Genomic DNA, 12,507 nt, shown 5'->3' on the forward strand with positions numbered 1-12,507 from the left:
TCGGGGAAGGATCGCGGGTGACGGGGCTGACCGTGGCACGGCGCCGGACCCGCCGGCACATCCCCGTGGCATGCAGCATGCCCGTCGACCCTGCACCGGCTCGGACGGGTGGGGCGCCCCGGCCGGTGCCACGCCCCGTACCGCACCCCTGGTGCTCCCCTACGCGGTCAGCTCCTGGTGCAGTGCCTCGCGCAGCCGTGCTGCCCGCTCGGCGACCTCCGCCGGGCCCAGCTCGACCGCCCGTGCGCACCAGCGCTGCCCCTCGGTGAGTTCGCCGCGACGGGCGGCGAGCAGGGCGAGGCGCAGCGCGGCCCGCCCGTGCCCGTCGTTCGCGGCACGGCTCCACCACAGCGCGGCCTCGCGCTCGCTGCCCTCGCGGGCGAGGAGCAGCCCGAGGTTGAAGGCCCCGTTACGGCTGCCCGCCTCGGCCGCCTCGCGGTACCAGCGGGCGGCGCTGTCCACATCGCCGCGAGCGGCGGCGAGCATGCCGACGCGCACCTGGGCACGGCGGTGCCCCTGCTCGGCGGCCCGCTCGTACCACTCCTCGCACTCGGTCTTCTCCGGCATCGGCTCGCCGAGGGCGGGCGGTCCCGGCGGCGGCTGCCGCGAGTCCAGCACCCCGGCCAGCCGGAAGGCGGCCTCGGCGCTGCCGCCGCCCGCGGCGCAGCGCAGATGGCGCTCGGCCTCCTGCTCCTCGCCGTGGTGCAGCAGCGCCATGCCGACCTGGAGCGCCGCCTCCGTGTGCCCGGCGGCGGCGGCCCGCTCGTACCAGCTGAGCGCTGCCCGGTCCTCGTCGCGCCCTGCGTGCAGGATGCCGAGGTTGAAGGCTGCGTCGACGCTGCCCGCCTCGGCGGCCTTGGAGAACCAGGGCTCCGCACCGGTCGCGTCCCCCGCCTGGAGCAGGAGCACGGCCAGTGCGTTGGCGGCCTCGCGATGACCGGCGTATGCGGCACGGCGGTACCACTGCTCGGCCTGCGGCGTACGGTCCTGGGCGGCGCAGAGCAGTCCGAGGTTGTACGCGCCGTTGACGTCGCCCGCGTCCATGGCGGCGCGGTACCAGCGCTCGGCGGTCTGCTGCTCGCCGCGGGCGGCGTGCAGGGCGCCCAGGGCGTTGGCGGCGTTGCCGTCACCGTCCTGGGCGGCGCGCAGCCACCACACGGCGGCGCTCTCCTCGTCGCCCGCATCGCGCAGCAGGAATCCGAGCGCGCAGGCGGCCCGTGCCTCGCCGTCCCTGGCGGAGGTGAGGTACCAGCGGCCGGCCTCCTTGAGCTCGCCGCGCCGTTCGAGGATGGCGCCGAGATGCAGGGCGGCGCGACGGTGTCCGCGCGCGGCGGCCTGCCGGTACCACTGTTCGGCCTCACCGACCTGCCCGGCGGAACCGGCCACGGGTCCGTCGTCCTTGCGCACGGCGGCCCCGCCCGCGTTACGTGTACCGGTCACGGGACCACCGGTCGCCCCCGGACCGGGCCCCATGCCCATCCCGAGCCCCGCGTCCGCTCCGGGACGGCCGAACGCGTCGTGCGGGTCGGCGGCGGCCCTGCGCTCCAGGGCGCGTGCCAGGCGGTAGGCGGCCTCCCGGTGGCCCTGCTCGGCGGCGGCGCGCAACCAGCGCTCGGCGCCGACATCGCTGCGGTGTTCCAGCAGGTCGGCAAGGGCGTACGCGCCCAGCGCATGGCCCTGCTCGGCGGACTGGCGCAGCCAGTACTCGGCGCCGGGCTCGTCGCCGCGCTCGCGGTAGTGGCGGCCCAGGGCGTGCGCGGCGGCGGCGGAACCGGCGACGGCGGCGATACGCCACCAGCCGGCCGCCTCGTCGGCATATCCGCGCTGGTGGAGGAGAACCCCCAGGTTGTTGGCGGCGGCCCGGTCGCCGTCGGCTGTGGCTCCCCGCAGATAGGGTTCGGCGCCGTTCAGATCACCACGGCGCAGCAGCAGTGCGCCGAGGACGCTCATGGACGCGGTGTCCCCGGCGTCGGCGGCGCGGCGGTGCCGCGCTTCGGTCTCGGCGCTCTCCGTGCTCTCGGCGCCGCCGGAGGCCGCCACGGTCCCGGCGACTCCCGTGGTCCCGGCCGCCCCCGCGACCTCGATGCCTTCCACGGTCTCGGCGTTCTCAACGGTCACGGCGTTACCCGCAGCGTCAGCGACAAAAGCCGCGTCCGTCACGTTTTCCATCCCATGGACGTGCCGCTGCACAAACCGCCCTGTCTCCAACAGAGTTGCCCTGTCCCCCATAAATACCATCGTCCCACCACCTGCGACCCGCGTACATCTGGTATACCGCGGCCAGTGAGGTCACTTCAGCGTTTTGTCGACATGCCCACAGAGAGATAAGTCAAACACGTCCGGACCCAACTCGTGCCCTGCGAACCGCACTTCACTCCCACCACATGGGAAGGTTTCACGGCACGACGAAGGCCCGGATCCTCGAAAGAATCCGGGCCTTCGTCTTTCAGTAGCGGGGACAGGATTTGAACCTGCGACCTCTGGGTTATGAGCCCAGCGAGCTACCGAGCTGCTCCACCCCGCGTCGTTGTGTTCAAACCGTACCACGACGCGGGGGTGGGGCTTTACCGGCAGCTGCTCAGCTGCCCTTGTCCGCCTTGGGCGCGGCCGCCGCCGCATGCTTCAGCGCGTCCTGCAGATCGGCCTGGGCCTTGCCGTAGGCGTTCCAGTCCTGCTTCTTCAGGGCTGCCTCACCCTCCGCATAGGCCCTCTGCGCATCCGCGATCGCCTGCTTGAGCGCGGCGTCGCCGGTGGTCACAGGTGGCTTCGTGGTCTCGCCCGGCGGCTGCGTGGTGCCCGGCGGCTGCGTGGTTTCGGTGCCGTCCACCCCGAAGACCGCGTTGAGCGCCTCCCCGAGGCTGTTCTCGAAGACGGTCTTCGAACCGTACGAGGCAGCCACCTTGCGCAGCAGCGGGTAGTTCTGCGTGCCACCGCGCGTATAGACCGGCTCGATGTAGAGGAACCCCCCGTCGAGCGGCACCGTCAGCAGATTGCCGTACTCGATGTCGGAGTCGGTTCCCTTGAGGTTTCTCACGAACTCGGCGACATCGTCGTTGCCGTTGAGCTCGCTCTGCACCTGCCCGGGGCCCTTCACCGTCGTGGTGACTCTGAGCAGCCGTATGGTGCCGTAGTCCTTGCTGGCCGCATCCGCGTCCACCGCCATGAACGCCCCGAGGTCGGGCCGCCCCTTCGGGGTGAACGTGGTGGTCAGCGAGAACTTCTGGGCCGACTGGTCCGGCATCTTTATGCTCAGGTAGTACGGCGGAACGACGCCGGACTGCTTGTTCGTCGGGTCGTCCGGGACCTGCCACGCGTCACTGCCGCTGTAGAACTGTGCGGGGTTGGTGACGTGGTAGCGGGTGAGCAGCTCGCGCTGCACCTTGAACAGGTCCTGCGGGTACCGCAGGTGGGCCATCAGGTCCTGGGGGATGTCGCCCCGTGGCTTCACCGTCCCGGGGAACGCCTTGCGCCAGGTCTTGAGGACCGGGTCCTTGGTGTCCCACTCGTACAGCGTGACCTTGCCGTCGTACGCGTCGACGGTGGCCTTCACCGAGTTGCGGATGTAGTTGACCTGGTTCTGCTGGGCCACGACTGCGCGCTGGTTGGTGGTCAGCGAGTCGGCCGTGGTGTCACCGAGCGTCGTGCGCGAGGCGTACGGGTACCCGTTGGTGGTGGTGTACGCGTCGACGACCCACTGGATGCGGTGGTTCACCACCGCCGGGTACGCGTCGCCGTCGATGGTCAACCACGGGGCGACCGCCTCGACGCGCTCCTTGGGCGTGCGGTTGTAGAGGATCCGCGAGCCCTCGCCGATGGCCCCCGAGTAGAGGATCTGCGGCTCGCTGAACGAGACCGCGTACGCGGCGCGGTTGAACGCGTTGGAGAGGCTGACTCCGCTGTTGCCCTGGTAGCTGGTGGTCTTCTCACCGTCCTCCTCGTAGTCGAGCTCCTTCTGGGGCCCGCCGACGATGGAGTACTGCTCGGTCTTCTCGCCGTAGTAGATCTGCTGCCGGTACGTGCCGAGCTCGCCGGTGGTCGGCAGACCCGACTCGGTGAAGTCCGGGGACCCCTTCGGGTTCTTGCCCGTCGTGGTGCCCCGCGCGGCGATGGCGCCGTAGCCGTGGGTGTACGTGAAGTGGTCGTTGATCCAGTTGCGCTTGGGAATGCCGTCCAGGTTGAGCTCGCGCAGACCGATGACCGTGTCCTGGTCCTTGCCGGCGGCATCCTTGTAGCGGTCGACGTCCAGTGTCTTGGGGAACTGGTAATAGTTCCGCTTCTGCTGGAGCTGCTGGAAGGCCGGGGAGACGACGTTGGGGTCCATCACCCGGTAGCTCGCCGCGTCGTCCGCGCTCGCGCGCAGCTTCACGTCGTCCGTCGTGGTGCTCTTGCCCGAGTAGTCGGTCACCTGGGCGTCGTCGATGTCGTACGCGTCACGCGTCGCCTGGATGTTCTTCCGGATGAACGGGGCTTCCTTGGCCTGCTCGTTCGGCTGGACCTGGAACTTCTGCACGATCGCCGGGTACAGCCCGCCGATCAGGATCGCGGAGAGCACCATCAGACCGAGGCCGATCATCGGGAGCTGCCAGGTGCGGCGCCACAGCGTCGCGAAGAACAGCACGGCGCAGATCGCGGCGATGCAGAACAGGATCGTCTTCGCCGGCAGATAGGCGTTGGCGTCGACGTACCGCAGGCCCGTCCAGTTGTCCGTCGCCTTGAAGTCACTGGACTTCACCGCCAGCCCGTACCGGTCGAGCCAGTACGCCACGGCCTTCAGCGAGACGAAGACGCCGAGCAGCACCGACAGATGGCCGGTGGCCGCGCCGGTCGCCCGCGCGCCGGGACTGGTGATGCGGAGCCCGCCGTACAGGTAGTGGGTCAGCGCGGCGGCGATCAGCGAGAGCACCGTGGCCGCGAAGCCGAAGCCCAGCAGGAAGCGGTACCACGGAAGGTCGAAGGCGTAGAAGGAGACGTCCAGATGGAACTGGGGGTCCTTCTGCCCGAACGCCACGCCGTTCACGTACATCAACCACGTGCGCCACTGGCCCGATGCGGACGCTCCGGCGATCAGCCCGACGAGCGCGGTGACCGCGAGCAGTACCCACCTCTTGTACGGGGCGAGGCTCATCCGGTAGCGGTCCAGACTCTGCTGCTCCAGCGACATCGCGCTCAGCGGCGGCCGGAGCCGGTGCGCGAGCCAGATGTTCAGGCCGACAGCGATCGCCATCAGCAGTCCGAAGACGAGGAACAGCCCGATCTTGGTCCACAGGGTGGTGGTGAAGACGGACGAATAGTCGACCGACCGGTACCAGAGCCAGTCCGTCCAGAACCCTGCGAACATGACGAACGCCATGGCGAGAATCGCCAGGACGCCGAGTGTCATGAGCAGGGTACGGGCGCGCCGGGACGGGCGGCCGACTCTGATCCGTGGCCCGGTCGGGCCTCCGCCGCGGTCCGGCATCTGGAAAGCCAACGTGCGCACCTCGAAGTTCGCGGTCGTGTGAAGCGGGCCCAGCGATCGTAGAGCCCACCTATGCAACTTACTGAGGCTTTACCTAGTTCCCGTTCCCGGGGCGGAAGGAGGCAGGATGTTGGGCATGCCCAACGTTTCCCCCTCAGGCCCCCCGATGGCCGCAAGCCCCCTCACCGTCGCCGTGCTCGAAATCGACGAGTACGCCGCCGGCCTCGGGTGGGACCAGCCCGCCCGGCTCTTCGCTCTCGTCGACACCGCCAAGCTGCGCGCCCAGGAGCCGGGGCTCGCCGCCCAGCTCGGTCTCGACAGCCCGGAGTCGACGACCGCCGCACTCACCCCGATCGAGCAGGAGGAGATCCCCCGCGGAAAGGCGCTGGACGAGTTCCTCGCCACCATTGCCTGGCCCGACGCGGTGGCCGGATGTGCGATGACGGTGGAGCGCCTGATGCTGCCGCCGTCCGCCGAGGCCTCCGTACCGGACGGGCTCAGTGACGCCCAGCTGACGAAGTGGGTCGCCCGGCACCCCGACCGGCAGGAGGTGCGGATGACCGTGGCCGTCCTGCGCAACGGTGCGCGGGAGTCCGCCGTACGGCTCCGGGAGAAGGACTCCGCGAGCGAGGTACTGACCGGCGCGGGTCTGGTACCGGGGCTGGCCGAGGCGCTGGCCGCCACGTTCGAGGCCTGATAGTCCGACCACCGCGGGCGGTATCGCGCCCGCCGTCCCCGTGGGGGGCGCGGTCAGCCTGCCGAGCAGCTCGGCAGAGCGGCCGTGTCCCCCGTGCGGATCTTCTCCAGCGACTTCTTCGCGTCGTCGATCGTCTTGACCTTCACGAGCGTGAGCCCGCTCGGGGTGTCGGACGCGGCGGCCCTGCAGTTGTCGTCCGGCGTCAGGAAGTACCTGGCGCCCGCATTGCGCGCGCCGACCAGCTTCATGTTGATGCCGCCGATCGGGCCGACCTTGCCCTGGTCGTCGATGGTGCCGGTGCCCGCGATGAACTTGCCGCCGGTCAGCTGGCCGGGCGTCAGCTTGTCGACGATGCCCAGGGAGAACATCAGACCGGCGCTCGGGCCGCCCACATCGGCGAGCTTGATGTCGATCCGGAACGGGAACGTGTGGTCCGTCCCGGCCTGGATGCCGACGATCGCCCGGTTCTCCTTGGCCGCCTTCGCCGTCGTGATGGTGATCTTCTCGGAACCCTGTGGCTCCTTGCCGGCCTTCTCGGCGGCGGCCGCCGTCTTGGCCGGGATCACCGTGAACGTGACGTTCTCACCGGGCTTGTGCTTGGTGACGAGCTTCGCGACGTCCTCGGGCTGCTTGACCGCCGTACCGTCGACCGCCTTGATGACATCGCCGGCGTGCAGCTTGCCCTGCGCGGGGCTGTCCTTGATCACCGTGGAGACCACGACGCGCGAGGTCACCGGGATGCCCAGCTCGGTCAGGGCGGCGACCTTGGCGCTCTCCTGGGACTGGCTGAACTCCTCGGCGTTCTCCTGCGTCGACTGCTGCTCGGTCTTGCCGTCCGGATACAGCGTGTCGTGCGGGACGACGACGCTGTCGTGGGCGAGCCAGCCGTAGACGGCCTCGACGAGGTTCATGTTGTAGTCGGCGCCCGTGACCCGCACCGTCGTCATATTGAGGTTGCCGGACGTCTTGTACGTCTTGTGCCCGGAGATCTGCAGGACCGGATCTCCACCGACCTTGCCGAGCGTGTTCACCGTCGGACCGGGAGACATCTCCGAGTACGGCACTTTCATCAGCACGCCTGCGCAGAGCAGCGCGATGAGAATCAGTGTGGAGGCGAGCATCGTCGCGGTGCGGCGTGGCATGGAACGACAGTACGGGAAGGGTCTCTCAGTGCACCGCCGGGGCCGGTCCGTAAGAGGCGGAGGGCCAGGTGAGGTGCTGCGCCGATCGGCGTGGGCAGCCGGCGCCGCGATGCGGATTGGCGACTGCGTACGTGCGGTGCTGCCTCAGGCAGCGTCGGAACCGGAGTGAGATTTCTCCATCGCCTCACGGAACCGGGCATACCCGGCGAGTTCGGTGACATCGCCGGTCGTGCGATTTCTGGCGGCCCAGCTCCCCCATATCGCAGCGCCGAGAGCAGCGAAAAACGGAATCAGCAACCAGGCGAGTGCTGCCATGACGACCTCCCTTCCCCATGAGCGACCGCAACTGCCGATCAGCAGATTAGCCATCTGCAGAATCAACGCTCATGGCAGGGGTGCGGTTACGCAAATCGGGGCGGATCACCGCCGGTTGGGTTTGAGCTCAGCAGGCGCCGACCCACTCCTCCGTACCGTCGGAAAACCGCTGGTGCTTCCAGATCGGAACCTCGTGCTTGAGGTCGTCGATGAGCTTGCGACACGCCGCGAACGCCTCCGCACGGTGCGGGCAGGAGACGGCGACGACGACGGCCGGATCTCCTACCTCCAGTTCACCCACACGGTGTACTGCCGCCAGCGCCCGGACCGGGAACTCGGCCACGACCTTCTCGGCCACCCGGCGCATCTCGTCCTGCGCCGACGGATGGCAGGAGTAGCCCAGCGCGCCGACGTCCTGTCCGCCGTCGTGATTGCGCACCGTGCCGACGAAGAGCGCGGTGCCGCCCGCGGCGTCGTCCCCGACGGCGCGGAAGATCTCGTCGACCGACAACGGTGTCTCGCGGATCTCCAGCAGCCGGATCGGGTCCTGCGCTGCCTGCTCACCGGGGTGGTCGTGGGTGGGTGCCATGCCGCCCATGGTGCCGTACCGCGCCGACATCGCGGAATAGCCCTTTCCACCGGTGGACCATCGCCGGCCTTGGAGCCTCCTGCAGACCCGCCTGGCATGATCAGAACGAACGACCCTAGATGCGACGGCGCGCCTTGCGGGCGCGACGGACCAGGGCGGCGGTGCCGAGCAGCGCGACGGTCGCACCGGCGGCACCGGCAGCGGTGGCGTCCTTGCGGCCGAGCCGGCGTCCGGCGACGGTGTGGCGGCCCTCGACCTCTTCGAGGAGCGCGGCGAGCACCTCCTCGTTGGTCCACCGGGGACGCCAGCCGGCGTCGTGCAGTCGGCTCACGCTGACCACCCAGGGGTGCATCGTGTATGCGAGGTCGCCCGCGGGGGACGGGGTGAGACCGATCCGGTGCAGCCGGGCTGCGGCGCCGAGGGCGACGGCTGAGGGCAGCTCCATCCGGCGTACACCACTGAGCTCCTCGACCTCCTCCTGCTCCAGCCAGCCGTCGCAGCCGACCGCGAACTCCCCGTCGATCTTCTCCAGCGCGGCGTACTCGAGGGCCGTGACCAGGTCGTCGACGTGGCAGAACTGCCAGGCGGGGCGCGACCCGGCGACGACGAGGAGCCGCGGCGACTCGAAGTAGCGGGTCAGCGCCGTGTCCGTACCGCCGACCAGAACGGTGGGGCGGACCACGGTGACGTGGAGCCCGGGGTGGGCACGAGGTGCGCGGCGGCCGAGCCGTTCGATCTCCAGGAGGTCACCGACACCGGTGGCCTCGGCCGTGGCGCGCAGCTCTGCGTCCTCGGCGAGCGGGATGTCGTTGTCGGGCAGCGCCCCGTAGACCATCGCCGAGGTGCAGAGCACGGCCCGGTGGACTCCGGCGGCCGCGGCGGCCGTCAGCACGGTCTGGGTGCCGCGGACGTTGTACGCGGTACGGGCGGCTGGGTCGGTCTCCAGGTCGAGATCAAGTGCCAGATGGACGACGACGTCTGCGCCGCGCAGTTTCTCGGCGATGGCGGGGTCGCGCACGTCGAGAATGTGCCAGGTCGCGTCGGAGACCTCGCCTCGGCGCTCGTCGATGGCGATGACCTGCTTGATCTCCTCGGATGCCGCGAGGCGCGCGGTGAGCAGCTCACCGACGCCGGTCGCGGCGCCGGTGACCGCGACGACGGGGCCGCGGCTCTTGGAGCGGCTTTTCGAGGGCGTGCTCTCGGGCGAAGGGTCGGCCAGGTTTCGCGCTGCGCGAACCTGAGGATCTGGGGAACTCACCGGGCGTCTCCAGCGGTTGTCTTCAGTACGTACCCGAATGACGCGTACGTACCAGGTGGCGTCCATCCTGCCGCAGGCCGGGACCCGGCGGAGCACTGAGGCCCTGAGCGGACATGGTGTCTACGCTGGATGGTGATGTCGGGCAGTCGCCGTCGGTTCGAGCCGGCGGCCCTACGAGCCGAGGAAACCCGTGAGTGACACCCCATTCGGATTCGGCCTTCCGCCGGAGGAGCCGGAGAACGGCGACGAGGGCAAGAAGAAGGACCCCACCGGAGGTGGGCAGGGTTCGGGCGGGCCGGCGAACCCGTTCGGCTTCGGGCCGGGCGCGGGCGGGGACAACCCGTTCGCGGCGATGTTCGGCACGATGAACCCCAACGACCTGGGAGCCGCCTTCCAGCAGCTCGGCCAGATGCTGAGCTACGAGGGCGGTCCCGTGAACTGGGACATGGCCAAGCAGATCGCCCGCCAGACGGTTGCGCAGGGCACGCCGGACGGAACGAAGGACGCGAGCGTCGGCCCGTCCGAGCGGTCGGCGGTCGACGAGGCGCTGCGCCTGGCGGATCACTGGCTGGACGGCGTGACGTCGCTGCCCTCCGGTGCGGTCTCGACCGTGGCGTGGAGCCGTGCGGAGTGGGTCGAGGCGTCCCTTCCCGCCTGGCAGAAGCTGGTCGACCCGGTGGCGGAGCGTGTCGGCATGGCCATGGGCGATGTGCTGCCCGAGGAGATGCAGGCCATGGCCGGCCCGCTGATCGGCATGATGAGGTCGATGGGCGGTGCGATGTTCGGTCAGCAGATCGGGCAGGCCGTGGGTGTGCTGGCGGGTGAGGTCGTCGGTTCGACCGATATCGGGCTGCCGCTCGGCCCGGCGGGCAAGGCCGCGCTCCTTCCGTTGAACGTCGAGATGTTCGGCAAGGACCTGAGCGTGCCGCAGGACGAGGTGCGGCTCTATCTCGCCCTGCGCGAGGCTGCCCACCAGCGGCTCTTCGCCCATGTGCCGTGGCTGCGCTCGCACCTGTTCGGCGCTGTCGAGGGGTACGCGCGCGGCATCAAGGTCGACACCAGCAAGCTGGAGGACGTGGTCGGCCAGTTCGACCCGTCGCAGCCCGAGCAGCTTCAGGACGCCCTTCAGCAGGGCATGTTCCAGCCAGAGGACACACCGGAGCAGAAGGCGGCGCTGGCCCGGCTGGAGACGGCGCTCGCGCTGGTCGAGGGCTGGGTGGACGCGGTGGTCCACGAGGCCGCGAAGTCCCGGCTGACCTCGGCGGACGCACTGCGCGAGACGATGCGCAGGCGCCGTGCCTCCGGCGGCCCGGCCGAGCAGACGTTCGCCACGCTGATTGGGCTGCAGCTGCGGCCGCGGCGGCTGCGGGACGCCTCGCGGCTGTGGGCGTCGCTCACGGACGCGCGCGGTCTCGACGGGCGCGACGCGCTCTGGGAGCACCCGGACATGCTGCCGACCGCGCATGACCTGGACGACCCGGACGGGTTCGTGCACCACGAGCAGCTGGACTTCTCCGAGCTGGACAAGATGCTCGGCGAGGCCGCGAAGGGTCCCCGGAAGCCTGCGGACGACAAGGGCGAGGAAACCGGCGCCACCGGCGACAGCGACGGCAAGGACGACACCGACCAGTGAGCCTGCACGACGACGCCGTTCTCGTACTGAAGAGGTACGAGGACCGGGCCGACGCTGATCAGGAGCAGCTGCGGCAGACCTATCTCGACCATCTGGCACAGCATGCGGACGGCATGTGGAAGGCGTGCGGGGCCGGGCATCTGACGGCCAGCGCGCTGGTCGTCGATCCGGAGCGCGGACGGGTACTGCTGACCCTGCACCGGAAGCTGCGGATGTGGCTGCAGATGGGCGGCCACTGCGAACCCGAGGACGCCACGCTGGCGGCCGCGGCGCTGCGTGAGGCCACCGAGGAGTCCGGCATCAGCGGTCTGACGCTGCTGGCGGGCGGCCCGGTGGTGCTGGACCGGCATGCGATCCCGGCGCCCTGCCACTGGCATCTGGATGTGCAGTACGCGGCGCTGGCGCCGTCGGGCGCGACGGAAAAGATCAGCGACGAGTCGCTGGATCTGCGCTGGTTCGCGTACGACGAGGTGACCGAGGTGGCCGACACCTCGGTCGTGCGGCTGGTGGCACGTACGCGCGCGGCGCTGGAAGGCGGCCGATAGCCGTACCGACGGCCCCCGGCACCGGCACCGGCACATCAACAGGTAAGGGGCGCTCTCCCACGAGGTCGCCCCTTACCCGTGTCCGTGCGCCTCGGTTCAGTTCCAGGCGTTGTTCTGGTTCTGGCCGTGCGCTCCCTGCTGGCCCATGCCGTACTGCGCGCGCAGCCCCTGGCCGATCTGGGCGCTCTGCGGGGGCAGCACCTCGCTCGGCTGGACCAGGGCGAAGCCCTGTCCGAGGAAGCTGAGCTCCCAGCCCTCACCGGTGTTGCCGCGCCGCCGCCAGACGCCCGAGGAGTGCGTCTGTGCCTGCATCTGCACGCGCAGCGAACTGGACCAGGCGACGATCGCGTCGGCGTCGACGTTGACGTACTTGTCGGGCGTGACCTGCATCATCAGCGGCTGGCCGGACGTCATCAGGGCGACCTTGCCGGTGCCGGAGATGTTGAGCTGGTACTTGCCCGTGCCCGAGATGCCGTACTGGCTGTCCACAGCGATGACCTCGGTGTGCAACGACGAGTCGAGCGCCAGGACATAGGCGCTGTCCACCGTCATGCCGTCCTGGTCGACGTCCACGACATGGACGTACTGCGCGAGGTTGGCGAGGTAGACGGTGCCCTGCCCCGAGCAGCGCATCAGGTCGAGGCCCTCACCGGTGTCCGCGCGGGCGCGGCGCTGCCCGTGCGACTGGTACTCGCCGTCGAACTCCATCAGCCCCTGGTACGCGACCATGGCTCCCTTGCGGGCGAGGACGTCGTCGTGGCCGGTCAGCGAGACCCGCAGGAGCTGCGGGTTCTGCAGGGTGTACCGGTCCTGGGACTGCTGTTCCGTGTAGTTGAAAAGCGGACTCTGCATGGTGTGTTCTCGCTCCCC

10 protein-coding genes and 1 tRNA gene are annotated in these 12,507 nt (G+C 69.9%); 3 read left to right on the top strand and 8 right to left on the bottom strand.

Going from position 1 to position 12,507, the window contains the following annotated elements; translation table 11 throughout:
* Nucleotides 1-159: 159 nt before the first annotated feature.
* The 3 genes from OH809_RS14885 to OH809_RS14895 all read right to left on the bottom strand — a co-directional run bounded on the left by OH809_RS14885 (nt 160) and on the right by OH809_RS14895 (nt 5,458).
* Entirely contained in the window at nt 160-2,238 is a 2,079-nt protein-coding gene (locus tag OH809_RS14885) for a sel1 repeat family protein (protein WP_406421937.1), read from the bottom strand.
* A gap of 212 nt (nt 2,239-2,450) precedes the next feature.
* Nucleotides 2,451-2,524: transfer RNA gene (locus OH809_RS14890), tRNA-Met, on the bottom strand.
* A 54-nt stretch (nt 2,525-2,578) separates the two neighbouring features.
* The gene (locus OH809_RS14895; protein WP_406425182.1) at nt 2,579-5,458 is read right to left on the bottom strand and encodes a UPF0182 family protein; all 2,880 of its coding nucleotides are present in this window, start codon (nt 5,456-5,458) and stop codon (nt 2,579-2,581) included.
* 127 nt (nt 5,459-5,585) lie between these two features.
* Between OH809_RS14895 and OH809_RS14900 the strand changes: the two genes are divergently transcribed.
* A complete protein-coding gene (locus tag OH809_RS14900) occupies nt 5,586-6,155 on the top strand; it encodes a PPA1309 family protein (protein WP_406421936.1) in 570 nt (189 codons plus the stop codon).
* A gap of 53 nt (nt 6,156-6,208) precedes the next feature.
* On the opposite strand, the gene OH809_RS14905 is transcribed toward OH809_RS14900, so the two are convergent.
* The 4 genes from OH809_RS14905 to OH809_RS14920 all read right to left on the bottom strand — a co-directional run bounded on the left by OH809_RS14905 (nt 6,209) and on the right by OH809_RS14920 (nt 9,459).
* On the bottom strand, nt 6,209-7,297 hold the full coding sequence (locus tag OH809_RS14905; RefSeq protein ID WP_406515209.1) for a PDZ domain-containing protein: 1,089 nt from the start codon (nt 7,295-7,297) through the stop codon (nt 6,209-6,211).
* 144 nt (nt 7,298-7,441) lie between these two features.
* Nucleotides 7,442-7,612, bottom strand: a complete 171-nt coding sequence (locus OH809_RS14910; RefSeq protein WP_167747283.1) for a hypothetical protein — start codon at nt 7,610-7,612, stop codon at nt 7,442-7,444.
* Between the two features lie 127 nt (nt 7,613-7,739).
* Complete coding sequence (locus OH809_RS14915) at nt 7,740-8,201, bottom strand: molybdenum cofactor biosynthesis protein MoaE (RefSeq protein ID WP_406421934.1); 462 nt, start codon at nt 8,199-8,201, stop codon at nt 7,740-7,742.
* A 115-nt stretch (nt 8,202-8,316) separates the two neighbouring features.
* The gene (locus OH809_RS14920) at nt 8,317-9,459 is read right to left on the bottom strand and encodes an SDR family oxidoreductase (RefSeq protein ID WP_406515210.1); all 1,143 of its coding nucleotides are present in this window, start codon (nt 9,457-9,459) and stop codon (nt 8,317-8,319) included.
* A 190-nt stretch (nt 9,460-9,649) separates the two neighbouring features.
* On the opposite strand from OH809_RS14920, the gene OH809_RS14925 reads away from it, so the two are divergent.
* Both OH809_RS14925 and OH809_RS14930 read left to right on the top strand, forming a co-directional pair.
* Nucleotides 9,650-11,092: a zinc-dependent metalloprotease gene (locus OH809_RS14925; RefSeq protein ID WP_406515211.1), complete on the top strand. Its 1,443-nt coding sequence runs from the start codon at nt 9,650-9,652 to the stop codon at nt 11,090-11,092.
* A complete protein-coding gene (locus OH809_RS14930) occupies nt 11,089-11,637 on the top strand; it encodes an NUDIX hydrolase (protein WP_406515212.1) in 549 nt (182 codons plus the stop codon). Before OH809_RS14925 ends, OH809_RS14930 begins: the two co-directional genes overlap by 4 nt.
* A gap of 96 nt (nt 11,638-11,733) precedes the next feature.
* Here the strand turns inward: OH809_RS14930 and OH809_RS14935 are convergent, their stop codons facing one another.
* Nucleotides 11,734-12,489 (bottom strand): AIM24 family protein, encoded by a 756-nt coding sequence (locus OH809_RS14935; RefSeq protein WP_406421930.1) that lies wholly within the window; start codon nt 12,487-12,489, stop codon nt 11,734-11,736.
* Nucleotides 12,490-12,507: the final 18 nt, after the last annotated feature.

It is taken from the genome of Streptomyces sp. NBC_00873, from assembly GCF_045207415.1.
Taxonomy (GTDB): Bacteria; Actinomycetota; Actinomycetes; order Streptomycetales; family Streptomycetaceae; genus Streptomyces.